Here is a 24,635-nt window from a genome sequence, read left to right as displayed (position 1 = left end):
GGGTGCGTCCGTCATGTGACGGTGGGAACGTGAAACGTGTTGGCTATAAACGGATTTACCGGTCGGTTCGATATCCCGAACCGACCTCGATCACGGCAGCGTCGGATGGGCGATCATCACCGCGGGCACGTCACGCTGTCTTTGTACGTCACGCACATCATGACGACCACCCCGTCGTCATTCTTGACCTCTTGATACCTCGGCTCGGCCCATGGCTGCCAGTAGCCCAGCCCCAGAACCACAAGAGCGGCCGCGACAATCATCAGGGCGAACGCGATGACCCGAGCCGCTCTGATGCGCTCGGTGATCGAGAGCCCGGCGTCTCTGGTGCTGCTCATGGCTCACCTTTCCCTGGTGTCACTCTTCGCCCATTCAGGCTGCGGGGCGGCTCAGCGGGTGGGTTACCAACCTGTCGCTAATCTAACGTGGAACCCGAGCGGGCGCTTGGCAACTCGGCCGAGACCCGCTTGGCGCGTTGATCCGGCCTACAGCGACCCCTCAGCGGTATCTTGCTGAGGGGTCGTCTTGCTCGACGCGGCAACGCTGCCTTGGATGTCCGCTACTTCGCGGGACGCTCATCCAACTGGAATGAGCACACGAAGTTCATCATCGTTTCGGCAACCGAACCTGCCGCTGGCTTGACGAACCTGGAATCCTTCAGAGCGTCGCTGTGGTCAGCCTTGGCACCATTTCCGTCGAGTTCAGCAAAGAGGATTTCTTTCTTCAAACGCAAAGTCTTGTTCTTGCAATCGTATTCCGTGAGATTCTGGTACGACTGGAACGTGGGTAGCTGCGGATCGCCGCCGTCGTTCTTGCGCGGCTCTTTGAAGTTCCACATCGACCATGCTTGACGGATACCCTTGACTTCCTTGATCGAGTCCTGATCGAGTTTCAGCTCACTCGTCTCGGAGGATCCAACACTCTGCCAATCGGCCATGGCTTTGTCCTCCCATCGTCTACATCGGGTGCCTCCACGCGAAGGCTGAAAGAACCACCCCTACAAGTCACTACAGCTCTACACGAGCCCCGGCCTCCTCCAACACCGCCTTCGCCTTATCGGCCGCGTCTTTGGACACCCCTTCGAGGACCTGCGCCGGGACACCGTCGACCACGGCTTTGGCCTCCTTGAGGCTCAAGCCGGTCAGCTCGCGGACGGCTTTGATCACGTTGACTTTCTTCTCACTGGCTTCTATGAGCATCACATTGAACTCGGTTTGCTCCTCGTACATGACGGACCCCTGCTGTCGGCGTGGCACCTCGTTGGCGCACATCGTCCGATCATCATCCCGCCGCGGGGCGGGTTCGCGTGTCCTTTCAACCTGATTGGGGCACTGTTACGTCGCCTGCGCGTTCCTCAGATCGGTTGAGAACGTGGGCATCTCGCATTGGGGAACAGACCCTGGAACAGCCCTGGTCGGCGCGCGCCCGCATGGAGAGCAGCTCTCAATTGCCTTCTGATGCACAAGATCGGCGTTTTCCATACTTCGGGCATACCCTCTGAGTCGGCTATCGAGTCCGTGTTTCCAGCGCCTTACGGATCAACCCGCGTGCAGCATCGCCGGTCGCCGACTGCTCTGCCAGCACATTGAAAGCCCGGCCGTAGAGTGTGACCTCATGAGGCTGCGTTACCGTCAGTTCGGCGGTATGGGCCTCGACCTTCACCATGCGGTTGTCGAACATCATGAAGCTCTCGACCACCACGAGCGCCTCAGCCATGAGTGGGATGATTCCGATCGTGACGCGGGGCATTCCGATGATGGTCTGTAGCCGGTCCAGTTGACCCAGCATCACGCGGTTGTCTCCGACCGTCGTGTACAGCGATGTCTCGCCGATGAGGAAATGGAATCGACGGTCGCGTCGGTAGAGGATCTGTTGCCGCTCCATGCGTTTGGATACCCCAGCATCCAAGTCGTCTGGCAAGCGGTAGAACTCGACTACGCGCCGAAGCTTGGCCTCCGCGTACTCGGCAGTCTGCAGGAGACCGGGAACGATCTGCGGTTCATAGTTCCGGATGAGAGTCGTCTCGGACTCGAGATGCAACGCCAGCTGTTGACCGCGCGTTACCCCCGTGCCGAGCAGTCGCCGCCACTCCAGCCATGCGGAGTCGATGTTGTGGAGACTTGCGAGCAAGTCGGGCAACTGCTCGTTGGCGTTGCAGTGCAGGCAGTAAGCGCGAAGGTCTGCGCTGGATGGCCTCGCTTTGCCATGCTCGATTCGCGACACCTTCGACTCATGCCAGCCCGCGCGCGCGGCAAGCTCTCGGCCTGTAACCCCGGCATCGCGGCGGATCTCCCGGAGCCGCTTGCCAAGAGCTTCCCGTGCCTCATGAACCGAATCCGTCACTACTAACTGTCTACCGGAGATTCCTCGACGTACTCCCTATACGGCGTCGCGAACTGCCAGAGCCGTTGGCGCACAGTCCGGCAGTACGCGGCTATCTCCGGATCAGCCGTGACCGCAACACCCGCAGGCCGCCCAGCCTGATCGACCAGATTGAACGCAACTCGCTGGTCATCGAACAGCCACCAGTCATCGGCAGGGATATCGGCTGGATCGACGAGGTGTCTTGGCAGATAGCGGATATCTTCCCCTGCTTCGATGTTCGCGCCAGTAACCGACAGCAACCACCGCTGGTAGTCGCTGTGCGGCACCGTCACCACCCGGATTCGGCTCACCGCGACGCCCCGCCCCGTCATCTCCCGGATAAGGTCGGTCCAGTCGGACTTGTCGTAGGCCGGTGGTGGTTCACCTTCGAGGAAGCGACGTAGTGGCTCGGACTCACTCGCTACCGCGTAGGTGTCGCGAACCTCCATGTGATAGGCCGACTCCCGGCACTCATCGAACAGATCGTCCCAGTCGTCAGCTCCGCGAAATTCCACCGAAGTAGATCCTCTCAGCTCGCGGCACCTCGATCGCCGCCTCGAAGTCTTCCATCGTGAGCTGCCCCAGTGTTTCGGTATCGCTGACCGGCCGTCCCGAGAGCATGAAACTACCTCTCCCCGTGTCGGTCATCGTTGTGGCGATGTAGCCCTCCTGCCCGGCGAAACCGAGAAGGGCGTGTGGGATCTCGATCGTCTCGGCCCGGTCGGTCTTCCAGCCTTGGACGAGGAAACTTCTCTGATCGGTGGCGTAGAGGGTAGGACAATTCTTCTTGTCGGAGCCGCATTTGCCGAGAAACCGTAAGCGCATGATCCTTGCTCCCATCTAGGTACTTGCGTGTGTTTGGATCTGCAATCCCATCATCCTCGGGCTCGAGGAAACCTGCTAGCAGATAGAGCAATTGGCGCAAGTAGTTGCAAGTTCGTAGACGGTACCGGCAGCGGATTCGTAGCGTCGGTGGTGGCGCTCGGGGCTGGTCGAGCCTGGTTCAAGGTTCCCGGCCCCGAATAGTTCCCAACCACGACGGAACAGGGGCTGGAGATGGACAGACCCACAAGGCTTTACGAGTTCGATGGCGGCGTGTTGGAGGTCTACGACTACGGAGATGACCCCGGCACCGGTCCAGGGGTTTACCTGGCGCTGTTCAACAGTGGGGACTCGACCGAGCCGGATGTTCGCGCTGTCCCAGGCGACATCGATACGGCCGCGTCGTGAGCCTGTACGACTGGGTGGGCTTGGCGGTGGCGATCGGAATCCCGTTGGCGGTGTTCGTGATCGCAGCGTGCGGGGTTCGGCGCATACCGCGAGGGGTTCGTCCAGGCGATCCGGGAACGGGGCGACCGTGAAGGCGCTGAGAGTGATTGAGGCGGGTTCTGTAGATATCCGTGCAGCCGCAGTCCCAGGAAACCGGTGTCCATGCCTGTAGAACTCGTTGATCTTCAGAAAAGTGCTCGCCCACGCGGCCGACCGTACGACCGGGTGACGGCCGAGAAGCCCGCGGGTACCAGACCGCGTCCGCGTGGCCGGTCGAACAGTCGGGTCACCGCGCCCGACAGCCGCGCGAGTCGCGGTGTAGATGTTCGATATCTCGTCGGAAGTCGGTTCTGCTCTGAGCCGAACCCATGGATCCGGCATGGGATCGGTGGTCGGATCGAGTGATGACGCAGGCCGCATACGACGGTATCGCCGGGTGGTACGAGCACACGTTCCTTGCTGGTCAACGATCATCCTCCGGCGGGCGACCGACAGACCCGCTCGGCATAGGGCACGCACTCGATGAGCTCTTAGGTGAGGGATCGGGAGTGTGCCTGGATATCGGTTGTGGTACGGGGATTTTCGCCGAACAGGTACGTGGGCTCGGTTGGGAACCTGTGGGTGTTGATCTGTCGGGCGGGATGCTGCGGTTCGCGGTGAGCCGCTTGCCGGTTGCGCGGGCGGACGCGGATGCTCTGCCGATCCGGGATTCGAGCGTGGCGGCGGCTGTGGCGATCATGGTGCACACCGATATGCCGGACTATGGCTCGGTGGTCGCCGAGGTCGCACGGGCGTTGCGACCTGGAGGGAGTTTCGTGCACGTCGGCGTGCATCCCTGTTTCTGTGGCGGTTTCGCCGACCGCGGCGATCCCGACGCCATCGTGATTCGGCCCGGCTACGCCGACCCACACTGGACCAATCGATCCTGGACCGATCAGGGTTTGCGCGACAAGGTAGGCGCTGCCCATCTACCCCTGCCGCAGTTGCTCGGTACGTTCGTGGAGAACGGACTGATCCTCGATGCCTTCATCGAAGGCGGCAGCCCGACTCCAACCGTGTTGGCGGCGAAGGCGCGTAAGCCGCTCTGAGTCGGCAAAACCCGCCATTCGCCAATTGAGGATGTTCTGCAAGCCAAGATAACTGCAGATCTTGTCGGATCCGATCGAGCGTCACGACAACGGACATGCCCCAGGTCACCTCGAATTTCCAACGGCGATCGACACCGAGCCACCGAGGGCCCTGTGTATTTCGCTCAGGATAGCCCGGTCCTCGCGGGTTGATTGCTGAACTCGACAGGGGACCGCATTCTCGCGCGAAGTCCGCCACCATCCAGCGCTCAGCGGACGCGGCGTCACCCGTTGCGGGTGCCGTCGGGGTTCGCGGCCCACCCCGGCCACGATCTTCAAATCGGTGACCGGCAGGTTGCCGCCGAGCCAGTCCCGAACGAGCACCACACTGGATCTAAACTCTCCCGCTCATCGGTATTTTGGTGCGTTCAGGAGCCGTCGCCACGATCGGCCAGTGCGGCAGATCTGGAACATGTTCTCTCGATGGATCACCCGCTGTCGGTGGTCCACCAACTGGCAACATGGTGGCACAACGGTGGCAAACGACACCCCGCGGGAATGGGACAGCGTACGGACAGCGGAGCGGGGCTGTGAGTTTGGATGTTGAATGAAGAAGACCCGGCGAATGCGATGACCGGAGCCGCCCTGATGCGCTCGGTGATCGAGAGCCCGACGTCTCTGGTGCTGCTGCGGGGCAGGTCAGCGGGTGGGTTACCAGCCTGTCGCTAATCTGATGTGGAACCTGAGCGGGCGCTTGGCAACTCGGCCGAGACCCACTTGGCGCGGTGATCCGGCCTACAGCGGCAACCCGACACTCGCGGCGAGAGACCGTGCTCGGCGGCTGATCAGTGCGCCGCCGCTGTCCACGGTGTCCGCGATTATCTGCCGGGCGGAAGGGGAATAGCAGACCGAATCGTTGGAGATCTGATATGCCTGCTCGAGCCAATGCAGCGTGGCCGGATAATCATGGCGTTGGTGGTAGGCCCGAGCGATTTCGACCCCAAGCCGTCCGCGTCGTTCTCTGCTGGGAATCTCGTCGGGATCGATAGTCTCGGCGTACCTTCGGGCATCCGACGATTTCGACAAGTCGGCCGCCACCGATACGGCGTGCAGCTTCACATTCGACGCCCCGAACATTGTCCATGGGTGGTAATAGGTCGGGCCGAGCCGGTCCGCGACCTCGTGAGCCGTGTCCCAGTACCGCCATGCGTCACCGTCGCGCCCGGCTCGGGCGGTGGTCGTGGCGGCGTGCAGTTGAAGCGCGCCATACATACCGCGTAGCTCGTCGCTACCGCTCTCGAGTCGGGGTGCGAGCAACGCTGCCGCGTCCGTGGCAAGGGTTAGCGCGCCGTCGCTGTCCCCGGCACCGCGTTGCACCATGCCCAGTGTCCAGGCTGCCCCCGCCAACGCCAGCGGGCTATCTGCTTCTTGCGCGGCGATCATGGCGCGGTCGGCGGCCATCCAGACAAGTTCTTGTTCGCTGGCCCACACGATGACGTGTTGTACGAGCGCATAGACGTCTGCCAGAACAGCATTCGCGGTGCGGTGTTCGTCCGCCGTCGCGCTGCGGGCGGCGATACGAGCATCGGTGACGAGCCGGGGGAGTATGCGGCCCACGTCGGTGCGATGTTGTGCGGATTGATGCCACAGGTGCCATGCGTCCGCGGTTCTCGACGACAGCGCCGCGACGTCGATGTCTGCCCGAGGCACCACAAGCAAGGGGTCGCGGACAGCCTCACGAATAGCAGGCACCGCATCGTGCGGAACGCGAGCGAACGACATGACAGGGAGGGATACCGAGCCTCCCAGGTCCATATCAGTCCCTGCCAGCACGACTACGTCACCAACGGCCAATGCCTCGGCGAGCTTCACCAACAGCGGCAGGCGGGGCGGCAATCTGGTACCTCGTTCGATGCCTTTGAGCCACGAGCCGGACATCCCGGCAAGCCCGGCCAACACGGGACGAGACAGGCCCTTGCGCTCGCGCAGGATCTGTATGCGCTCGCCGGTTCTTTTCCCTTCGAGATCATCGAGCATCAGGCAATCCCCTTCAGCCGACCCCTTAATGGGCATGGTCCGCTTACACATCCCCTGCACCACCAGGCAAGAGTGCACCTCTCACGTGAGGTGTCGCATCGCGCCCGGTGATGGTTCCACTCTGGCGCGAGGGTCAACGGACCGCTCTCCCAATTCTCTCTCACGCTACAACGCGCAGAAGGTCATCTCCGGGTCGATCCGATCCAGCATCACACCCAGCCATTCGGAATGCTGGAATTCGTGAGGTAGGGCCGCGACTCCGGCCGCGGCTTCTCGGACGGCTTCGGAGTGGCGGCCCAGCAGCGACAACACTACGCCGCGTTGAACTCCCCAGAACCCGTCCACGTACCAATACCCGTGGTTGAGCTGGTCGAGCCCATCGGTTGATTCCGCTGCTTTGTCGGCCCGGTGGAGCGCCCGTACGGCTCGGACGCGATCTCCGCTCGCTGCAAGCAGTTCCGCTTGTTGATAGCGGTCATATGCGCCGAGGACAGGGTGCGCCTTCGGCACATGGATCGCGGCGTCGGTCACGTCGAACGCGCGGGCCGTGTCCCCCACGTGCCAGGCCGTGTACGCGAGGAACGACAAGGCGTGCTCGAACAGGGAAGCGTCGCCGGACTCTTCGGCGAGTTTCGCCGCATCAGTGAGTGATTTGTCGGCAAGTACGAAGTTGCCCGCTACATGCTCGAGCCACCCCCGATAGGTAGCGACCTCCGATGCCAGGGCCACACCTCCCATGGATGTCAAAGCCCGTGCTGCGCCGTCTATTCCACGGATCGCCGGAATGACCAGAGCCGATCCGATCCGGTCTTCCAGATGGCGAGTGCGTTCGAGAATCACCGCAATGTCTTCCAGCGCTGAGCTTCCTGCCGACGACGGGTCGGCCATCGTTGCGGCCAGCCTGTCGATGTCCAACGTCGGATCGTTACCGAGCGCTTCGCGGTACGCGGCGATCACAGCCGCAGGAACAGGCCGCTTACCGTTCTCGATCTCAGATAGATAGCTAGCGCTGTAGTGGGTCTTTGCGGACATCTGACGCAAGCCGATACCGGCCACCGTGCGCAGTTCGCGTAGCAGATGGCCGGTCACGTCCGATTCTGCGAACACATGCGAACACTAACCCTGTTCTGTGCGGGGCGCATCGAGGTCAGGGTTATTGCAGGCCCCGACGTCGGGAGGAGAGGTCCCCGGCGTCGGGATGCCGACCAATGTCCGGATCGAACGAACGGGGTGGTCGTGGTGCGGTTCGACTGGTGGCGTGGGGATGCCGAGCGGGAGCAGCGGGAGCTGACTGTGCGGGAGCTTCGTGGCCGCCTCCAGCGGGAAGCGCACGCCGAGGAAGCTGGGCTCGGTTGGTGGCACGAGACACCGTCCGTACCGCTGACAATCCCACAGGCGCACAAGATCACACAGCAGCACCGTGGATGTAGCGCCGCTGACTGCCCGCGCAAGAAGGCGGCGTTATTGGTCTTGTTCGAGGCGGGGAAGTTCAAGCCCGACAGCAGCCGAGCCTACTGAAAGATGTTCCGCGCCATCACGATCGACTGGCGCCCGGTTCGTAGCGTTGGCTTCGAGCAAGCTCTTTCAACAATCGAAGGATGGTCGGAGATGGACAGACGTTCAAGGCTTCTGGTGTTTGACGGGGGCATGTTGGAGGTCTTCGCTTATGGAGACCCGTCCGGCGACGACGGTGATCCGGGCGAGGATGTGGACGGCGAGATCGAGGTGGCGTCGTGATCCGGATCGATTGGTATACAGGGATTCTCGTGGTGACCTGTTTGCCAATGTCGATCTTCGCCGTCGCGACGTTCTGGCCTCGGCGTGTGTCGAATAGCAAGGCCGTTCGGGTGATTCGGGCGTGGGTCAGGGGGTGGGGGTGAGGGCTTGGGTGATTCGGTCGGCTGTTTCGCGGACGGCGGTGCCCATGTGGTGCAGGTCCGTTGCGGAGAGACGGGTGTCGGGGCAGGTGACGATGGTGGCGGGGACGGTGTGGGGGGCGGTGAAGATGGGGGCGGCGACGGTGACTACCGCGTTTTCGGGGCCCAGTTCGGTGGGGAGGTAGTCGATGGTGATCAGGTCGGCGATCATGGCGTTGAGGCGGTGGCGCAGGGGGTCGGTGACGGGGGAATTGCGCAGGGCGGCAAGGGCTTCCAGCATGGGGGCGGAATCGTCGGCCAGGCGTTCCACCGAATAGCCGCGGGTGCGGACGGCGTCGAGGACGGCGATCAGGCGGTCGCGGTGGGCGGGGTCGGCGGCGTCGAGCCAGGCGCGGCGCTCGGGTTCTGTTGCCCAGGCGACGAATTCGCGGGCGACGGGGGGTGCCAGCGGCATGCGGCGGCCGGAGCGGATCCAGGGGACCGACGGGGTGCCGAGGACCTCTGTGATGAGGATGGCGCCGTTGTCGCGTTCGGCCAGGAAGACCGGAACACGCAGGCGGGCGGCCAATTCCCGCATGGGTGCGACGGCGAGTCGGCGCAGTGGGAAGGCGGCCTCGGCGCGGCGCGCGACCGTGAGCAGCCCCAGGCCCAGGCCGTATCTGCCGTCGGCGTCGCGCACCGTCCAGCCGTCGGCGGTCAGCTGGGTCAGCACGGCGTGGGCCGTGGCCCGCGACATGCCGGTGTCGCGGACGATCCGGGCGAGGGACAGGTGATCGGCCGGGTGGCGGGCCAGCAGTTCGATCACGCGGACGACGCGCTGGGTGGGCGGGGACGCGACGGCGGGATCGTTTTCTGAAACAGGTTCTTGACCGGCGGGGCGCGGTCGGCCTATCGTCGGTGTCACAATATCGAACGATAGCGTCGAGTATTCGACACTGCAACCTGTGAATCGGGCCGGGTGGTAGGCGAATCTCGGCGCGGTGAGCGGGTGAGTGATGCGGGCGGGATATGAGCTGTCGCATCTGGCGGCCCTGGAGGCCGAGTCGGTGCATATCTTCCGGGAGGTGGCGGCGACCTTCGAGCGGCCGGTGCTGCTGTTCTCCGGGGGCAAGGATTCGGCGGTGATGCTGGAGTTGGCGCGCAAGGCATTCTGGCCCGCGGCGTTGCCGTTTCCGTTGCTGCACATCGACACCGGGCACAACTTCGACGAGGTGATCGAGTTTCGTGATCGCACGGCGGCGCGGGTGGGGGCGCGGCTACTGGTGGCGCGGGTGCAGGACGATATCGATGCCGGTCGGGTGGTCGAGCGGGCGGGTGAGAGCCGGAATCGGTTGCAGACCAGCACATTACTGCGGGCGATCGGCGCGGATCGGTTCGATGCGGTATTCGGTGGGGCGCGGCGCGATGAGGAGAAGGCGCGGGCCAAGGAGCGGGTGTTCAGCTTCCGCGACGAATTCGGCGCATGGGAGCCGCGGGCGCAGCGGCCGGAGATCTGGAACCTCTACAACGGCAGACACCGTGCGGGCGAGCATATTCGGGTGTTCCCGCTGTCGAACTGGACCGAGCTCGACATCTGGGAGTACATCGACCGCGAGGCCGTGGACCTGCCCTCGCTGTACTACGCGCATCGCCGTCATGTGCTGCGCCGCGACGGAATGCTGTTGGCCGCCAATCGCTTTCTCGAACCTCGCCCGGATGAGGAGCCCTTCGAGACGACCGTGCGTTTCCGCACCGTCGGCGATGCCACCTGCACCGGCTGTGTGGAGAGCGAGGCCGCCGATCCCGCGGCCGTCATCGCCGAGACGGCGGTCACCCGGCTGACCGAACGCGGTGCGACCCGAGCCGACGATCGCATCTCGGAATCGGGTATGGAGGATCGCAAGCGAGAGGGCTACTTCTGATGGGCCGCAACCTGTTACGGCTGGCGACGGCGGGCAGCGTCGACGACGGCAAGTCCACTCTGATCGGCCGGCTGCTGTTCGACTCGAAGAATCTGTTCACCGATCAGCTGGCCGCCATCGAGCGGGCCAGTCTCCAACGCGGCGATGCCGCAACGGATTTGGCGCTGGTGACCGACGGCCTGCGCGCGGAGCGCGAACAGGGCATCACGATCGATGTGGCCTACCGCTACTTCGCCACGCCGCGACGCAAGTTCGTGATCGCCGACACCCCGGGGCATGTGCAGTACACCCGCAACATGGTGACCGGCGCCTCGACCGCGGATCTGGCGCTGATCCTGATCGATGCCCGCAAGGGCGTGGTCGAACAGACCCGCCGGCACGCCTTCCTGGCCACGCTGCTGGGCGTCCCGCACGTGGTGGTGTGCGTGAACAAGATGGATCTGGTGGAGTGGTCGCGGGAGCGATTCGAGGAGATCCGCGCCGAATTCGCCGATTTCGCCGCGAAACTGACCGTCGGCGATCTGAGCTTCATCCCGGTGTCGGCGCTGCTCGGCGACAATGTCGTCGACCCTTCGCCGCGGCTGCCCTGGTATGCGGGCCCGCCGCTGCTGCGCCACCTCGAGCAGGTGCATATCGCCTCCGACCGCAACCTGATCGACGCCCGCCTGCCCGTGCAGTACGTCATCCGACCGGGCGACGGACACCGAGCGTATGCGGGAACCGTGGCGGGCGGCATCTTCAAACCCGGTGACGAGGTGGTGGTGCTGCCCTCGGGCCGCACGACCCGGGTGGCGCGGGTCTGGGGACCGGGCGGGACGAAGGTGGACGAGGCGTTCACCGGGATGGCGGTCTCACTGACCCTCGACGACGATATCGATGTCGGGCGCGGAGATATGTTGGCGCGCCCGGGAAATCGGCCGCATCTGGATCGCGATCTGGATGCGATGGTGTGCTGGTTCGCCGACGATGCCACACTGCGGCCCGGCGCCGACTACACCATCCGCACCGCCGCGCAGAGCATCGGCGTCCGCGTGCGGGCCCTGGACTACCGCCTCGACGTCAACACCCTGCATCGCGAGACCGGCGCGGAAAGCCTGGGCCTCAACGATATCGCGCGCCTGACGCTGCGCTGCCGAACGCCGCTGATGTTCGATCCCTATCGCGACAACCGCCGCACCGGCAGCTTCATCCTCATCGATCACACCAGCCACCGGACCGTGGCCGCGGGCATGATCCTGGCGCGCGACACCGGCGGGCGCGAGGTCGTCTGGCACGGCTCGTCGGTCGATCGGGCCGGGCGGGCGCATGCGGGGACGACGATCTGGCTGACCGGCCTGTCGGGATCCGGAAAGTCCACGATCGCAGTCGAATTGGAGCGCTCGCTGGTGGCCGACGGCCGCCCGGCGTATCTGCTCGACGGCGACAATCTGCGGCACGGTCTGAATGCCGATCTGGGTTTCGGCGACGACGATCGGCGCGAGAACATCCGGCGCGTGGCCGAGGTGGCGGCGCTGTTCGCGGATGCCGGTGTGGTGGCGATCGTCTCGCTCATCAGCCCGTTCGCGGCGCAGCGCGAGCAGGCGCGGGTGATCCATGACGGCCGTGCGCTGCCCTTCCACGAGGTGTTCGTGGACACCCCGCTCGAGGTGTGCGAGCGCCGAGATCCCAAGGGTCTCTACGCCCGTGCCCGCGCCGGGACACTGCCGCGGTTCACCGGCATCGATTCCCCGTACGAGCGGCCCGAACATCCGGATCTGGTCGTGACCACCGACCAGGGCACGCCCGCCGAGATCGCCGCGCGCATCCGCCGCGATCTGCGACTGTAGTGAGGACATTCATGGAACAACCCCTGACCGAACCCTTCCTGGCCGCCGTCGCCGAGGCCGAGAAGCTCATCGCCACAGCGGATTTCATCCACGACGATCACGATCTGGCCGAGGGCTACGACTATCTGGCGGGCAGTATCGCCGCCGTGCTGCAGCTTTCGCGGGCGCACGGCACCGCTCACCCGTACTTCGTCACCTCGACCGGGCCGTATACCAAGATGGGCCTGGACAATCCGGACACCCTCTACTATCACGCGAATGTCGAGCCGACCGCGGAGTATCTGATCACCGGAATCCGCGGCAGTACGGTGGATCTGAGTTTCCAAGTGCTCAAGGGCGATTACACCGCCACCGACGTCCCCGGCGGCGACGACGCCTTCGACGACCGGCGCCTGCGGATCGATCCCGACGGCGGGTATCGGCTGAGATTCGGTCCCCCGCGCGACGATCCGGGCCCGAACTACTTCGTGCTCGGCGAGGGCGCGTCCATGCTCGCGGTGCGGGAGGTATACGGCGACTGGGCCCGCGAACGCAAGGGCAGCATCCGGATCGAGCGCGTGGACACCGTCGGCACCGCGCCCGCCGAGCCGGATGTCGACCAGCTGCGCAAGCGCTATCGCGCGGCCGGGCGGATGCTGGTGCAGCGCGTGCACACCTGGTTCAACTTCCCGAAGTGGTTCTATCTGGATCTGCCGGTCAATACGCTCACCGAACCTCGGCTCACCCCGGGCGGTTTGAGCACGCAGTATTCCTCGGTCGGGCATTTCGATCTCGCCGAGGATCAGGCGCTGGTCATCGCGGTGCCGAAATCCGATGCGCCGTATCAGGGTTTCCAGCTGGGTAGCCGCTGGTATATCTCGCTGGACTACGTCAACCATCAGACCAGCCTCAACAGCGTTCAGGCACAGTCGGATCCGGATGGGGTGATCCGCATGGTCGTGTCGGCGCGCGATCCCGGCATCGCCAACTGGGTCGAGACCACCGGTCGCCGCTGCGGCATCCTGCAGTTCCGCTGGCAGCGCACCGATCGCGCGATCACGCCCGCCGACGGGCCGACCGTGGCGCTGGTGCCGGTCGACGACGTGGCCGCACACCTGCCCTACTACGACAGCAATCGGATCGATGAGAACGGGTGGCGGGCACGGATCGCCGAACGGCAGCGCGCCTTCGCGGGAAGGATGTTGGCATGAAGGTGCTGGCGGACAAGGTGGTGGTCGTCAGTGGGGTCGGGCCCGGGCTGGGGCGCTCGATCTGCACGGAGGCCGCCGCGGCGGGGGCGAAGGTGGTGCTGGCGGCTCGTACCGAATCGCGATTGCACGAGGTGGCCGCGGAGATCGCGGCCGCGGGCGGGCAGACGCTGAGCGTGGCCACCGATATCACCGACGATGCGGCCGTGGCGAATCTGCTGGAACGCACCGTGGAGACCTTCGGGCGAGTGGATGCCCTGGTGAACAACGCTTTCTCGGTGCCGTCGATGAAGTCGCTGGAGCGCACCGACTTTCAGCAGATCCGCGACAGTCTGGATCTGACCGTGCTGGGTGGACTCCGGATGACCAAGGCGTTCGCCGAGGAGCTGGCCGACTCCAAAGGCGCGGTGGTGATGATCAATTCGGCTGCCATCCGTCACTCCGAACCCCGCTACGGCAGTTACAAACTGGCCAAGGCCGCGCTGCTCGCCATGTCCCAGACCTTGGCAACGGAGCTGGGCCCGAGGGGGATTCGGGTCAACACCATAGCCCCGGGCTATATCTGGAGCGATCAGCTGAAGTGGTACTTCGGCAAGGTCGCCGAGAAGTACGCCATCACCATCGAGCAGGTCTACGAACAGACCGCCGCCCGCTCGGATCTCAAACGCCTGCCCGAACCCGACGAAATCGCCCGCGCCGTGGTGTTTCTGGCGTCGGACTGGTCCAGCGCGATCACCGGCCAGACCCTCGACGTCAACTGCGGCGAGTATCACGCATAGGAACCGATCATGACCGTACGCACCGATGTGGGCACCGTCGAGGATCTGCACGCCTCGGCGACGAAGGCCTGCGGCCTCACCGATTTCGGCTCCGACGACTATCTCGAGGCACTCGGCGTGCTGCTCGAGTCCTATCGCCGCGACGCCGACCTCACCGAACTCGGCTCGAAGATGAACCGCTACTTCCTGCGCGGCGCGCTGGTGGCGCGGGCGCTGAGCGAGGCGTCCTGGCAGGCGCATCCCGGATACGCCGAGACGCCGATCACCCGGCCGATCTTCGTGACCGGTCTGCCGCGTACCGGCACCACCGCCCTGCACCGGTTGCTGGCGGCCGATCCCCGGCATCAGGCGCTCCAGATGTGGCTCACCGAATTCCCGCAGCCGCGCCCGCCGCGCGAGACATGGGCGGACAATCCGATCTACCAGCGCATCGACGCCGGATTCGCGCGGCATCACATCGAGAATCCGGAGTTCATGGGTCTGCACTTCATGAATGCGGCCGAGGTGGAGGAATGCTGGCAGCTGCTGCGGCAGACGGTGAAATCCGTATCCTACGAATGCCTTTCGTATCTGCCGACCTATTCGCGATGGCTGCGGGGCCGGGACTGGACCGACGCCTACGCTCGGCACCACAGGAATCTGCGGCTGATCGGGCTCGGCGACCGGCGCCGCTGGATTCTGAAGAACCCCAGTCATCTGTTCGCGCTCGACGCGCTCATGGCCGTATACCCCGATGCGCTGGTGATCCAGACCCATCGCGATCCGGCGACGGTTCTCGCCTCGGTATGCAGCCTGTCCGATCATGCGGCGCGCGGCTGGTCGAATACCTTCTCCGGCACCGTGATCGGTGCGACGCAGCTCGAGCTGTGGTCGCGGGGACTGCGCGAATTCACCACCGCGCGTGGGCGATACGATCCGGCGCAGTTCGTCGATGTCGACTTCGCCGAGCTGCGCACCGATCCGCTCGGCACCGTCGAGGCCGTCTATCGCGCATTCGGGATCGAGTTCACCGAGCAGGCGCGTGCGGCGATGACGGCGCTGGACCAGGAGAGCCGGACCGGGGACCGCAGGCCGGTGCACCGGTACTCGCTGGCCGATTACGGGCTGAGCGAGGCACAGGTCAGGGAGTGTTTCCAGATGGTCGGATGATCGGCTCATTCCGGACGTCTATGGTTGGCATCGCCTGACCGACAGGCCGACGGAAGGGATCGGGTGTGAACGGATGCCGGAATCTGCTGCGCGTCTCGGCGCTGGGGGCTGCGCTGCTGCTGGCCGGGGCCTGCTCGAGGCCCGCGCCGCCCACCGACGTCAAGGCGCTCGACGGTAACCATTACACGCAGACCAACCTGGCGGCGAACAGGGGCGAGTACAAGGCGCAGTTCGTCTTCGCCGATATGGTGGACGCGTGGGGGCTGGCCGATCGGCCCAAGGGCGCGGGCGGGCACTTCTGGGTCGGGGGTGGCGGTAAGTCCTTCCAATTCGTCGGTGATGTCACCGGATCGGCGGATCCCAAGTACCGGAAGCTGTTTCAGGATCCGCTGAAGTTCGTCACCGTGCCCGGCGCGGACTCGATCTGGGATGAGGACGGCAACGAGAGCGAGGGCAAGATCACCGGCGTGCTGTTCAACCCGGCGCCGATCACCTCGGATCTGTTCGTGGTGCGCGATCAGCCGGTCGGCTACGACGGCAGGGATGACAAGCTCACCGGTTCGGCGCGATTCATCTTCGCCGCCGACTCCGGCAAGATCTCGGCCTGGACCGAACAGGGCGCGGACGGCACGATCGTGCGGCACGACGGCCCGGCCGTCCTCGAATACGACGGCACCGCGGCGGGTATGCGGTTCAAGGGCATCGCGCTGTCCCCGGACGGCGCCAGGCTGCTGGCCGCCGACTTCGGTACCGAACCGCAGATCCGGACCTTCGACACGGCGTGGAAGCCGGTGCCCACCAAAGGATTCGCCAATCCGTTCGCCACCGGGGATCCGGTCGACCCGGCCGATCCGGCGAAGGGGCGCAAGGCCAAGGTCGGGGATCCCGGGCCGTTCAACGTGACGACCATCGGCAACCGGATCTTCGTCTCCTACGCCAGTACCAAGAGCGGGGGCCTGGACCCGGCCACATTCGATGCGGGCCAGGAAGACAGGCTCGACCGGGATCAGGAGGCCAAGGCCAACGGCAAGGTGGATAAGGGCAGGGTCGCCGAATTCGACGGGAACGGCACCCTCGTGCGCACCCTCGACGGCGGCGGCCGGTTCAACGCGCCGTGGGCGGTGACGGTGGCGCCCAACGGCTTCGGGCCGCTGTCGGGCAAGCTGCTGATCGGCAACTTCGGCGGCGCGGGGCATATCCTGGCCTTCGACGATGCCCGCGGTACGTTCGTCGACTATCTGCGCGACGAGGACGGCAAGCCGGTCGGTATCGATGGGTTGTGGGCGTTGATGTTCGGCAACGGGGAGAGCCTCGGCGATGCCGACGCGCTGTACTTCACCGCGGGGCCCGAGGACGAGAAGGATGGACTGTTCGGCAGCCTGCGCCACAAGTCGTAGCTACGCTCGCTGATATGACGCATTTCGCCGACTTCGAGGCGCTGCGGGGCGCCGTGGGAACCGAGATCGGTATCAGCGAGTGGCTGACCATCGATCAGGACCGGATCGATAGGTTCGCCGACGCCACCGACGATCATCAGTGGATTCACGTCGATCCGGAGCGGGCCGCGCGGGGACCGTTCAAGGGGACCATCGCGCACGGATTCCTCACCCTGTCGCTGACCGTGCCGATGGTCGACGAGGCCACCTCGGTCGGCGGTATCCGGATGGGAATCAACTACGGGCTCAACAAGGTTCGCTTCATCACGCCGGTACCCGTGGGTGGGCGCATCCGCGCCCGCGTGAGGCTGGACTCGGTCACCGACATCCCCGGCGGGGTGCAGGCGCAGCGCACCGTCACCGTCGAACTCGACGGTGCGGCCAAGCCCGCCTGCGTCGCCGAAGGCATCGTGCGGTACCTGAGTTAGCGTACTGCTCTCGAATTCACCTGGGCCCGAAGGGAAGTGCCGACGATGGCGCCTGATCGGGGGTCAGCGTGGCCACCACGCGGATGCCCGCGGCGACGAAATCGCCCTCGGCGCGCCGGAGATGGTCCGACGAGGTGACCAGGACGGCGTCGACCGCGCCGATCGCGCGCATCAGCTGGGCGGAGTACTCGGCGTTCTGCACGGTGGATTCGGCGCGGTCTTCGATATGGACGCGGGCGGGGGAGATGCCGTGTGCGACATACCAATCCGCCATCGCCTGGGCCTCGGTGACGCCGTTCTCCGGATTGCCGCCGGTGACGATGATCGGGGTTTGCGGGCACAGTTGCGCCTGTACGTAGCCGGCCGAGAGGCGCGCGAGCAGCTCGGGGCGCATATCGCCGTCGGGCAGCAGGCCGTAGCCCAGGACCACCACGGCGGTCTCGGGGCCGAGCCCGACGGCCAGCGGCAGTGAGACCTCGGCGTGCGCGGGGGCCATGACGGCTGCCGTTGCGGCCAGGAGTGCCACGGTGGCAGCGGTTTTCGCGAGAAATGCGGTGGGACGGATCTGCTCGAACATCGGACCTCCCGAGGCGGCGCGCCGGACCACCGGCGCGACGGTCAGCACATCGCACTCATGGTGACCCGAAAGAAACTGGTGCGCCGGTATTTTCGCCCAGGGTTCATCCGGCGATCGGGCGACGACCCCTATCGATGCCCCTACCGATACCGGAAGTCAGCTGATCGGAACGAATTTCAGGATCGGGATCGCCCGGTCGGTCTTGTCGGCGTATTGGCGATAGCGCGGTTGTTCGGCCACGATCCGCTCCCACGCCGCCGTCCGCGCCGCACCCTCGAGCTGATGCGCCCGTACCGGGAACTTCCGCCCGCCGACCTCGACCCACACCCGGTCCGGATGCGCGGCGATGTTGTGATACCAGGCCGGATTCTCGCGTGCCCCACGCATCGACGCCACCACCAGCCAGCCGTCCTCGGCCGCGAACCGGGTGAGGCTGACCTGACGCTCCTGCCCGGACTTCGCGCCGACGGTCGTCAGATACAGCAGATCCATCCCCTGGAACCGATCCCCGCGCATTCGGTGATACCGCTGCATGATTCGTATCACGAACCGCACGAACGCATTCGACGGCGGGGCGCCTCGCCCGTGGGAACCCGCCGGAACCTTCTGGAAGCTCATGTCCCATTCTAGGAATGCGGGCGAGGATTTCGGGTCAATCCGTGCCGAGCTGATTGCTCACCGTCACCCAGCGATCCAGCAGCTCCGACGCGGCGCCGCTGTCGACCGCGTGGGCGACGCGTTCGAGGCCCAGGGCCAGGGCCTCGTGCAGATCGCTGTCGGCGGTCTCGGGGCGCAGGTCGCGGGCGGCGAGGGCGGCGGCCGAATTCAGCAGTACCGCATCGCGGACCGGGCCCGGGGCGCCGCCGAGCATATTGCGGGCAATGACCGCGTTGGTCTCCGCCTCGCCGCCGCGCAATGCCTCCGGGCGGACCCGCTCGATGCCCAGGCGGGTCGGATCGATCGTGGTGTGGGTCAGATGGCCGCCGGTCACGACCCATGCCTCGGTGGTGTCGGCGGTGGTGATCTCGTCCAGGCCATCGTTGCCGCGCACCACCAGCGCGTTGACACCGCGCTCGGCGAACGCCCCGGCGATGACCGGCAACAGGTTGGCGAATGCGCAGCCGATCAAGCCCGCGCGCGGCTGGGCCGGATTGGTCAGCGGGCCCAGCACATTGAAGACGGTCGGGATGCCGACATCCTTGCGCGCGGCGGCGGCGAACCGCAGCGCCGGATGGAACAGCGGCGCGAAGCAGAATCCGATGCCCACCTCGGTCACGCACTGGGCGACGGCCTTGGGACCCAAGGCGATTCGAACCCCTAGCGCCTCCAGCACATCCGCGCCGCCGCTCTTGGACGACGCCGCGCGGTTGCCGTGCTTGATCACCGGGATCCCGGCCGCGGCGACCACGATCGAGGACATGGTCGAGATGTTGACCGTGCCCGAGCGGTCGCCGCCGGTGCCGACGATGTCGATCGCGTTCACATCCAGCGACACCCGCCGCGCATGGCCGAGCATGCCCTGGGCCAGTCCGCTCAGCTCGGTCGCCGTGGGGCCCTTCATCTTCATGGCCACGCCGAAGGCGGCGATCTGGGCGGGGGAGGCATTGTCGGAGAAGATCTCGTCGATGACCCACGTCGCCTCCTCCGCGGTCAGATCGACCCCGTCGGTGAGGGCACCGAGGATCTCGGGCCAGCTGCGCGCGCTCATGACCAACTTCTCCTGTCGCTGTGGATCTGGCGTAAGCCTAGTGCGGTTCGGCAACTTCTTTGCCGTCCGGCTGCAGAGCGTCCCAGCCCCGCGCGACGCCGTCGTGGCGCTGGGCCAGGCCCGCCATGCGCGAGCGTTCCTGCGAGCAGTGCAGGGCGTCGAGGAGCTGGACGCGGCGCAGCACCAATTCCACGGTGTCGCCGCGGGATTCGGTGTGGCCGGGCGAGTAGCCGTCCTGGGCGGCGATGGCGATCGTCTGTTCCACGCGCTCGGCGGGCAGCCGCAGATGATGACGCAGGACCGCGGGGGAGTCCGCGGTCCATGCCGTGGCGCGAGCCAGGGCCGCCGAGCAGGCCTCGGCGTCGTCGAAACTGGCGGCGACCACCACCAGATCCGTCCGGTCCGGATCCAATTCCGGCGGGCCGCCGCGCCCGGTCAGACGCTGCCAGGCCGATCGCAATCCCATGTCCACTCCTTCGTCGTCGGGGCCCGAAGAAAACTTTTGTAGATCCGGGAACTCGGGGCCGCGAACATCCGACTTCTCACAATAGAAACCCCCGTCGCACGCCCCGAACTGCGCGTTCGTATGACACGCCGATGCCCCGGTGAGACCCGGTCTCGCCGTGCGGTTTCCGACACGGAACATCAAGATTCGTACCCGAGTAGGCCTGTCGTACTACGACGAGTCATACTTACCGGCGTGACGACCGCAGTAGGGACCCCAGGATCGGCCATTACTCAGCGTGTGCACTCGCTGAACCGGCCCAACATGGTCAGCGTCGGAACCATCATCTGGCTGTCGAGCGAGCTGATGTTCTTCGCCGGCCTCTTCGCCATGTACTTTGTCGCGCGCGCACAGGCGCACGGGAACTGGCCGCCGGAGCCGACCGAGCTGAACCTGTTTCTGGCCGTGCCGGTCACGATCGTGCTCGTCCTGAGCTCGTTCACCTGCCAGATGGGCGTGTTCGCCGCGGAGAAGGGCGACGTGTTCGGCCTGCGACGCTGGTACGTGCTCACCTTCCTGATGGGCCTGTTCTTCGTCATCGGCCAGGGCACCGAGTACCACGCGCTCTACAGCGAGGGCACCTCGATCTCGAGCAGCATCTACGGCTCGGTGTTCTTCATCACCACCGGCTTCCACGGTCTGCACGTCATCGGCGGTCTCATCGCATTCGTCTTCCTGCTGATCCGCACCAAGGTCAGCAAGTTCACTCCGGCGCAGGCCACGGCGGCGATCGTCGTCTCCTACTACTGGCATTTCGTCGACATCGTCTGGATCGGGTTGTTCGCCACGATCTACTTCGTCCGCTGAAGCAGGACTAGCAGCCACCGTCGGTTCCGTCTACTCCAAAAGGGACACAGATGAGTTCATCTCCCCCGTCAGCGCCGGACCCCATCAGCCCCGGGGTCGACAGCGCGAAGAACGATCAGGCCACCAAGACCCGTAAGCAGCGCCGGATGCGGCGCCGGCTCGCGGGCGGTCTGGTGCTGCTGATGGGCCTCGTGGGAGCCGGCTTCGCGGCGTCGGCTCTTACTCCGCACGCACAGGTCGCCACGGCGGACGAGGATCAGTCCGCGCTGATCCGCGAGGGCAAGCAGATCTACGACACCTCCTGCATCACCTGCCATGGTGCGAATCTGCAGGGTGTCCAGGATCGCGGCCCGAGCCTGATCGGTGTCGGCGAGGCGGCCGTCTACTTCCAGGTCTCCACCGGCCGCATGCCGGCCGCGGCCAACGGCGCGCAGATCCAGCGCAAGGACCCCAAGTTCGACGAGCACATGACCGATGCCCTGGGCGCGTACATCGCTTCGAACGGCGGCGGTCCCACGGTCGTGCGCGATCCCGACGGCAAGGTCGCCGAGGATTCGCTCATCAAGAACGCCGATATCGCCCGCGGCGGTGAGCTGTTCCGGATGAACTGCGCGTCGTGCCACAACTTCACCGGTAAGGGCGGCGCGCTGTCCTCGGGTAAGTTCGCCCCGGCGCTGACCGAGGCGAATGAACAGCAGATCTACACCGCGATGCTGACCGGTCCGCAGAACATGCCGAAGTTCTCCGACCGGCAGCTGACGCCGGAGGAGAAGCGCGACATCGTCGCCTACGTCAAGAACCGCACGGAGTCGCATCCCGAGGGCGGATACGGCCTCGGCGGCTTCGGCCCCGCGACCGAGGGCCTGGCCATCTGGGTGGTCGGGATCGTGATCCTGGTCGGCTCGGCGATGTGGATTGGATCTCGCTCATGAGTGGACAGGAGCCCAAGGAGATGGACCCGACCGACGATCAGCTCGACGCGATGTCGCGCGACGATCTGGTCAAGCTCGGCACCGAACGCGACGGCGTCGACGTCGCCTATCGCGCCCCGCGCTGGCCGGTTCCGGGCACGCGCGCGGAGAAGCGGGCCGAACGGCAGGTGGCGCTGTGGTTCGTCATCTCCGCACTGTCGGGCGTGGCGCTGATCGGTGTGTTCCTGTTCTGGCCATGGCAGTACAAGAGCCGCGACCAGGACGGCGCGGGCATGTACTCGCTGACCACGCCGCTGTACGGTCTGCTGCTCGGTGTCGCGGTGCTGGCCATCGGCATCGCCGCGGTGATCATCCGTAAGAAGTTCATCCCCGCCGAGATCTCCATCCAGGACCGCCACGACGGCAAGTCCGCCGAGGTCGACCGGCGCACGCTGGTCGCCGAGCTGACCGATGCGCTGGAGACCTCCACGCTGGGCCGGCGCAAGCTGATCACCCGCACCGCGGGCCTGGGCGTGGGCGTGCTGGGTATCGGCGCGCTGTTCATGTTCGTCGGCGGTCTGGTCAAGAATCCGTGGGCCAAGGGCGACAAGTCCCCGCTGTGGGTGTCGGGCTGGACCCCGGACTACCCGGGCCAGACCATCTACATCCGCAAGGACACCGGTCGCCCGGAGGACATCGTGCTGGTGCGTCCGGAGGATCTGGACGCCGGCGGCATGGAGACCGTCTTCCCGTGGAAGGAAGAGTGGCGCGGTAACGAGGAGGAGACCCTCCAGTCGCTGCGCGGAATCCGCAACGCGGTCATGCTGATTCGCCTGCGCACCGAGGACGCGCAGAAGGCGATCAAGCGTAAGGGCCAGGAGAGCTTCAACTACGGCGACTACTTCGCCTATTCGAAGATCTGCACCCACTTGGGCTGCCCCACTTCGCTGTTCGAGCAGCAGACCAACCGGATCCTGTGCCCCTGCCACCAGTCGCAGTTCTCGGCCACCGAGTGGGGTAAGCCGGTCTTCGGCCCCGCCGCCCGGGCTTTGCCGCAGCTGCCGATCACCGTCAACACCGAGGGCTACCTGGTCGCCAACGGCGACTTCATCGAGCCGCTCGGCCCGGCTTACTGGGAGCGTCGTTCATGAGTCCTAGCAAAGCGGCCGCACAGGCCAATGAGATGGATGAGCGCTACCACATGGCGGCGTTCGTCAAGCGGTCGATCAACAAGGTCTTCCCGACCCATTGGTCGTTCCTGCTCGGCGAGATCGCGCTGTACGCGTTCATCATTCTGATCCTGTCGGGTATCTACCTGACCCTGTTCTTCGATCCGTCGATGAGCGAGGTCGTCTACAACGGCTCGTACCAGCCGCTGCGTGGTGTGACCATGTCGCGGGCCTACGAGACGGCGCTGAACATCACCTTCGAGGTGCGTGGCGGTCTGTTCGTGCGGCAGGTGCACCACTGGGCGGCACTGCTGTTCGCGGCGTCGATCATCATCCATCTGTTCCGGATCTTCTTCACCGGCGCGTTCCGTAAGCCGCGCGAGGCGAACTGGGTGATCGGCTCGCTGCTGCTGCTGTTGGCGATGTTCGAGGGCTTCTTCGGCTACTCGCTGCCCGACGATCTGCTGTCGGGTACCGGTCTGCGGGCCGCGTTCGGTGGTATCACGATGGGTATCCCGGTCATCGGTACCTGGATGCATTGGCTGATCTTCGGTGGTGATTTCCCGGGCACGATCATCATTCCGCGGTTGTTCATCGCGCATGTGCTGCTATTCCCGGGCATCATGCTGGCGTTGGTCGCGGCGCATGTGGCGCTGGTGTGGTACCAGAAGCACACCCAGTTCCCCGGACCCGGTCGCAAGGAGACCAACGTCGTGGGCGCCCGCATCGTGCCGGTGTTCGCCGCCGATCAGGGTGCGTTCTTCATGTTCACCCTCGGCGTGGTCGCCCTCATGGGTGGTGTCCTGCAGATCAACCCGATCTGGAACCTGGGCCCCTACAACCCCTCCCAGGTGTCGGCGGGTTCTCAGCCGGACTTCTACATGATGTGGACCGACGGTATGGCACGACTGATGCCGCCGTGGGAGCTGTACCTGGGCCGCTACACGGTGCCCGCCCCGTTCTGGGTGGCGCTGATCATGGGTCTGGTGTTCACGGTCCTGTTCGCGTATCCGTGGATCGAGAAGCGGCTGACCGGTGACGATGCGCGCCACAATCTGCTGCAGCGGCCGCGAGATGTGCCGGTGCGCACGGCGATCGGCGCTATGGCCATCGCGTTCTATCTGGTGCTGACTTTGGCGTGTGTCAACGACATCATCTCGCTGAAGTTCGATGTCTCCTTGAACGCGACGACGTGGTTCTTCCGGATCGCGTTGCTGGTCGCGCCGCCGCTGGCCTACTTCGTGGCGTATCGGATGTGTCTGGGTCTGCAGCGCAGTGACCGCGCGGTGCTCGAGCACGGCATCGAGACCGGTGTGATCAAGCGTCTGCCGCATGGCGAGTACATCGAGGTGCATCAGCCGCTGGGTCCGGTCGACGAGCACGGCCACCCGATCCCGCTGGAATATCAGGGTGCCCCGGTGCCCAAGAAGATGAACAAGCTCGGCTGGGCCGGCAAGCCCGGTATCGGCTCGCTGCTGAGCGCCGATCCGGCCCAGCAGGCCGACGCGCTCGTCGAATACGAGCACGAGCAGGAGCGCAAGCAGCTCGCGGTTCTGGCCGAACACCAGAATCGCGACGACAGCGGCAAGCACTGAGCTGTCCGATAGCTGAGCGAAAGCCCCCGAGCCGAATCTGGCT

General features: G+C 65.4%; 26 protein-coding genes and 1 pseudogene. 14 read left to right on the top strand and 13 right to left on the bottom strand.

All coding sequences use genetic code 11. From position 1 onward, the window contains the following. Positions 1-116 precede the first annotated feature (116 nt). The 6 genes and pseudogenes from ACIA76_RS31205 to ACIA76_RS31180 all read right to left on the bottom strand — a co-directional run bounded on the left by ACIA76_RS31205 (position 117) and on the right by ACIA76_RS31180 (position 3,189). Positions 117-338 (bottom strand): hypothetical protein, encoded by a 222-nt coding sequence (locus ACIA76_RS31205; protein WP_397156965.1) that lies wholly within the window; start codon positions 336-338, stop codon positions 117-119. Positions 339-559: 221 nt separating this feature from the next. Beyond that, the gene (locus ACIA76_RS31200; protein ID WP_397156963.1) at positions 560-937 is read right to left on the bottom strand and encodes a surface-adhesin E family protein; all 378 of its coding nucleotides are present in this window, start codon (positions 935-937) and stop codon (positions 560-562) included. Positions 938-1,007: 70 nt separating this feature from the next. After that, a pseudogene (gene rplL / locus ACIA76_RS31195) lies at positions 1,008-1,235 on the bottom strand (50S ribosomal protein L7/L12); the annotation flags it as partial. A 271-nt stretch (positions 1,236-1,506) separates the two neighbouring features. Beyond that, positions 1,507-2,343 carry a helix-turn-helix domain-containing protein gene (locus tag ACIA76_RS31190; protein ID WP_397156961.1) on the bottom strand — a complete coding sequence of 279 codons (837 nt, stop codon included), beginning with the start codon at positions 2,341-2,343 and terminating at the stop codon, positions 1,507-1,509. 2 nt (positions 2,344-2,345) lie between these two features. Then, entirely contained in the window at positions 2,346-2,879 is a 534-nt protein-coding gene (locus ACIA76_RS31185) for a DUF6879 family protein (protein ID WP_397156959.1), read from the bottom strand. Then, positions 2,860-3,189: a hypothetical protein gene (locus ACIA76_RS31180; RefSeq protein WP_397156956.1), complete on the bottom strand. Its 330-nt coding sequence runs from the start codon at positions 3,187-3,189 to the stop codon at positions 2,860-2,862. The genes ACIA76_RS31185 and ACIA76_RS31180 overlap by 20 nt, the downstream gene beginning before the upstream one ends. A gap of 231 nt (positions 3,190-3,420) precedes the next feature. On the opposite strand from ACIA76_RS31180, the gene ACIA76_RS31175 reads away from it, so the two are divergent. Both ACIA76_RS31175 and ACIA76_RS31170 read left to right on the top strand, forming a co-directional pair. Beyond that, positions 3,421-3,594: a hypothetical protein gene (locus ACIA76_RS31175; RefSeq protein WP_397156954.1), complete on the top strand. Its 174-nt coding sequence runs from the start codon at positions 3,421-3,423 to the stop codon at positions 3,592-3,594. A gap of 443 nt (positions 3,595-4,037) precedes the next feature. Next, positions 4,038-4,721, top strand: coding sequence for a class I SAM-dependent methyltransferase (locus ACIA76_RS31170; RefSeq protein WP_397157015.1), 684 nt, complete (start codon positions 4,038-4,040; stop codon positions 4,719-4,721). Between the two features lie 774 nt (positions 4,722-5,495). On the opposite strand, the gene ACIA76_RS31165 is transcribed toward ACIA76_RS31170, so the two are convergent. Continuing rightward, complete coding sequence (locus ACIA76_RS31165) at positions 5,496-6,737, bottom strand: helix-turn-helix domain-containing protein (protein WP_397156952.1); 1,242 nt, start codon at positions 6,735-6,737, stop codon at positions 5,496-5,498. 165 nt (positions 6,738-6,902) lie between these two features. After that, entirely contained in the window at positions 6,903-7,844 is a 942-nt protein-coding gene (locus tag ACIA76_RS31160; RefSeq protein ID WP_397156950.1) for a helix-turn-helix domain-containing protein, read from the bottom strand. Between the two features lie 414 nt (positions 7,845-8,258). On the opposite strand from ACIA76_RS31160, the gene ACIA76_RS31155 reads away from it, so the two are divergent. After that, on the top strand, positions 8,259-8,474 hold the full coding sequence (locus ACIA76_RS31155) for a hypothetical protein (RefSeq protein ID WP_397156948.1): 216 nt from the start codon (positions 8,259-8,261) through the stop codon (positions 8,472-8,474). Between the two features lie 126 nt (positions 8,475-8,600). On the opposite strand, the gene ACIA76_RS31150 is transcribed toward ACIA76_RS31155, so the two are convergent. Continuing rightward, positions 8,601-9,518 (bottom strand): IclR family transcriptional regulator, encoded by a 918-nt coding sequence (locus tag ACIA76_RS31150; RefSeq protein WP_397156946.1) that lies wholly within the window; start codon positions 9,516-9,518, stop codon positions 8,601-8,603. 91 nt (positions 9,519-9,609) lie between these two features. On the opposite strand from ACIA76_RS31150, the gene cysD reads away from it, so the two are divergent. The 7 genes from cysD to ACIA76_RS31115 all read left to right on the top strand — a co-directional run bounded on the left by cysD (position 9,610) and on the right by ACIA76_RS31115 (position 17,320). Beyond that, entirely contained in the window at positions 9,610-10,515 is a 906-nt protein-coding gene (cysD, locus tag ACIA76_RS31145) for a sulfate adenylyltransferase subunit CysD (protein ID WP_397157013.1), read from the top strand. Further along, positions 10,515-12,341 carry an adenylyl-sulfate kinase gene (gene cysC / locus ACIA76_RS31140; protein ID WP_397156944.1) on the top strand — a complete coding sequence of 609 codons (1,827 nt, stop codon included), beginning with the start codon at positions 10,515-10,517 and terminating at the stop codon, positions 12,339-12,341. Before cysD ends, cysC begins: the two co-directional genes overlap by 1 nt. Before the next feature lie 11 nt (positions 12,342-12,352). Continuing rightward, complete coding sequence (locus ACIA76_RS31135; RefSeq protein WP_397156943.1) at positions 12,353-13,531, top strand: hypothetical protein; 1,179 nt, start codon at positions 12,353-12,355, stop codon at positions 13,529-13,531. Beyond that, positions 13,528-14,307, top strand: a complete 780-nt coding sequence (locus ACIA76_RS31130) for an SDR family oxidoreductase (RefSeq protein ID WP_397156941.1) — start codon at positions 13,528-13,530, stop codon at positions 14,305-14,307. The genes ACIA76_RS31135 and ACIA76_RS31130 overlap by 4 nt, the downstream gene beginning before the upstream one ends. Positions 14,308-14,316: 9 nt before the next feature. Further along, the gene (locus tag ACIA76_RS31125) at positions 14,317-15,456 is read left to right on the top strand and encodes a sulfotransferase family protein (RefSeq protein WP_397156939.1); all 1,140 of its coding nucleotides are present in this window, start codon (positions 14,317-14,319) and stop codon (positions 15,454-15,456) included. Positions 15,457-15,521: 65 nt separating this feature from the next. After that, positions 15,522-16,853: a TIGR03118 family protein gene (locus ACIA76_RS31120; protein WP_397156937.1), complete on the top strand. Its 1,332-nt coding sequence runs from the start codon at positions 15,522-15,524 to the stop codon at positions 16,851-16,853. A 14-nt stretch (positions 16,854-16,867) separates the two neighbouring features. Beyond that, positions 16,868-17,320 carry a MaoC family dehydratase gene (locus ACIA76_RS31115; protein WP_397156935.1) on the top strand — a complete coding sequence of 151 codons (453 nt, stop codon included), beginning with the start codon at positions 16,868-16,870 and terminating at the stop codon, positions 17,318-17,320. Positions 17,321-17,336: 16 nt separating this feature from the next. Here ACIA76_RS31115 and ACIA76_RS31110 read toward each other — a convergent pair whose 3' ends face one another. The 4 genes from ACIA76_RS31110 to ACIA76_RS31095 form a co-directional block, all read right to left on the bottom strand. After that, positions 17,337-17,945, bottom strand: a complete 609-nt coding sequence (locus ACIA76_RS31110; RefSeq protein WP_397156933.1) for a YdcF family protein — start codon at positions 17,943-17,945, stop codon at positions 17,337-17,339. A gap of 108 nt (positions 17,946-18,053) precedes the next feature. Then, complete coding sequence (locus tag ACIA76_RS31105; RefSeq protein WP_397156931.1) at positions 18,054-18,515, bottom strand: nitroreductase/quinone reductase family protein; 462 nt, start codon at positions 18,513-18,515, stop codon at positions 18,054-18,056. Positions 18,516-18,549: 34 nt separating this feature from the next. Then, positions 18,550-19,605: an anthranilate phosphoribosyltransferase gene (gene trpD, locus ACIA76_RS31100; protein WP_397156929.1), complete on the bottom strand. Its 1,056-nt coding sequence runs from the start codon at positions 19,603-19,605 to the stop codon at positions 18,550-18,552. A 37-nt stretch (positions 19,606-19,642) separates the two neighbouring features. Beyond that, positions 19,643-20,071, bottom strand: a complete 429-nt coding sequence (locus ACIA76_RS31095; protein ID WP_397156927.1) for a hypothetical protein — start codon at positions 20,069-20,071, stop codon at positions 19,643-19,645. A gap of 234 nt (positions 20,072-20,305) precedes the next feature. Between ACIA76_RS31095 and ACIA76_RS31090 the strand changes: the two genes are divergently transcribed. Genes ACIA76_RS31090 through ACIA76_RS31075 form a run of 4 tightly spaced genes read left to right on the top strand, consistent with a single transcriptional unit; the run spans position 20,306 to position 24,592 of the window. Continuing rightward, a complete protein-coding gene (locus tag ACIA76_RS31090; protein ID WP_397156925.1) occupies positions 20,306-20,917 on the top strand; it encodes a heme-copper oxidase subunit III in 612 nt (203 codons plus the stop codon). 50 nt (positions 20,918-20,967) lie between these two features. Beyond that, positions 20,968-21,849 carry a c-type cytochrome gene (locus ACIA76_RS31085; RefSeq protein ID WP_397156923.1) on the top strand — a complete coding sequence of 294 codons (882 nt, stop codon included), beginning with the start codon at positions 20,968-20,970 and terminating at the stop codon, positions 21,847-21,849. Continuing rightward, positions 21,846-22,979, top strand: a complete 1,134-nt coding sequence (locus tag ACIA76_RS31080; RefSeq protein ID WP_397156921.1) for a ubiquinol-cytochrome c reductase iron-sulfur subunit — start codon at positions 21,846-21,848, stop codon at positions 22,977-22,979. Before ACIA76_RS31085 ends, ACIA76_RS31080 begins: the two co-directional genes overlap by 4 nt. Beyond that, on the top strand, positions 22,976-24,592 hold the full coding sequence (locus tag ACIA76_RS31075; protein WP_397156919.1) for a cytochrome bc complex cytochrome b subunit: 1,617 nt from the start codon (positions 22,976-22,978) through the stop codon (positions 24,590-24,592). The genes ACIA76_RS31080 and ACIA76_RS31075 overlap by 4 nt, the downstream gene beginning before the upstream one ends. Positions 24,593-24,635 lie beyond the last annotated feature (43 nt).

The organism is Nocardia sp. NPDC051570, from assembly GCF_044454005.1.
In the GTDB taxonomy this organism is placed as follows: Bacteria; Actinomycetota; Actinomycetes; order Mycobacteriales; family Mycobacteriaceae; genus Nocardia.
This window is presented reverse-complemented; position numbering and strand designations above follow the sequence as displayed.

What these genes read in the sequence shown, in the direction of transcription:
- ACIA76_RS31175 (WP_397156954.1), top strand. Translation starts at nt 3,421, where the DNA reads ATGGACAGACCCACAAGGCTTTACGAGTTCGATGGCGGCGTGTTGGAG.
- ACIA76_RS31155 (WP_397156948.1), top strand. Translation starts at nt 8,259, where the DNA reads ATGTTCCGCGCCATCACGATCGACTGGCGCCCGGTTCGTAGCGTTGGC.
- ACIA76_RS31095 (WP_397156927.1), bottom strand. Translation starts at nt 20,071, where the DNA reads ATGGGATTGCGATCGGCCTGGCAGCGTCTGACCGGGCGCGGCGGCCCG.
- ACIA76_RS31080 (WP_397156921.1), top strand. Translation starts at nt 21,846, where the DNA reads ATGAGTGGACAGGAGCCCAAGGAGATGGACCCGACCGACGATCAGCTC.
- ACIA76_RS31085 (WP_397156923.1), top strand. Translation starts at nt 20,968, where the DNA reads ATGAGTTCATCTCCCCCGTCAGCGCCGGACCCCATCAGCCCCGGGGTC.
- ACIA76_RS31115 (WP_397156935.1), top strand. Translation starts at nt 16,868, where the DNA reads ATGACGCATTTCGCCGACTTCGAGGCGCTGCGGGGCGCCGTGGGAACC.
- cysC (WP_397156944.1), top strand. Translation starts at nt 10,515, where the DNA reads ATGGGCCGCAACCTGTTACGGCTGGCGACGGCGGGCAGCGTCGACGAC.
- ACIA76_RS31105 (WP_397156931.1), bottom strand. Translation starts at nt 18,515, where the DNA reads ATGAGCTTCCAGAAGGTTCCGGCGGGTTCCCACGGGCGAGGCGCCCCG.
- ACIA76_RS31200 (WP_397156963.1), bottom strand. Translation starts at nt 937, where the DNA reads ATGGCCGATTGGCAGAGTGTTGGATCCTCCGAGACGAGTGAGCTGAAA.
- ACIA76_RS31205 (WP_397156965.1), bottom strand. Translation starts at nt 338, where the DNA reads ATGAGCAGCACCAGAGACGCCGGGCTCTCGATCACCGAGCGCATCAGA.
- ACIA76_RS31130 (WP_397156941.1), top strand. Translation starts at nt 13,528, where the DNA reads ATGAAGGTGCTGGCGGACAAGGTGGTGGTCGTCAGTGGGGTCGGGCCC.
- ACIA76_RS31125 (WP_397156939.1), top strand. Translation starts at nt 14,317, where the DNA reads ATGACCGTACGCACCGATGTGGGCACCGTCGAGGATCTGCACGCCTCG.
- ACIA76_RS31075 (WP_397156919.1), top strand. Translation starts at nt 22,976, where the DNA reads ATGAGTCCTAGCAAAGCGGCCGCACAGGCCAATGAGATGGATGAGCGC.
- trpD (WP_397156929.1), bottom strand. Translation starts at nt 19,605, where the DNA reads ATGAGCGCGCGCAGCTGGCCCGAGATCCTCGGTGCCCTCACCGACGGG.
- ACIA76_RS31180 (WP_397156956.1), bottom strand. Translation starts at nt 3,189, where the DNA reads ATGCGCTTACGGTTTCTCGGCAAATGCGGCTCCGACAAGAAGAATTGT.
- cysD (WP_397157013.1), top strand. Translation starts at nt 9,610, where the DNA reads ATGCGGGCGGGATATGAGCTGTCGCATCTGGCGGCCCTGGAGGCCGAG.
- ACIA76_RS31165 (WP_397156952.1), bottom strand. Translation starts at nt 6,737, where the DNA reads ATGCTCGATGATCTCGAAGGGAAAAGAACCGGCGAGCGCATACAGATC.
- ACIA76_RS31170 (WP_397157015.1), top strand. Translation starts at nt 4,038, where the DNA reads ATGACGCAGGCCGCATACGACGGTATCGCCGGGTGGTACGAGCACACG.
- ACIA76_RS31135 (WP_397156943.1), top strand. Translation starts at nt 12,353, where the DNA reads ATGGAACAACCCCTGACCGAACCCTTCCTGGCCGCCGTCGCCGAGGCC.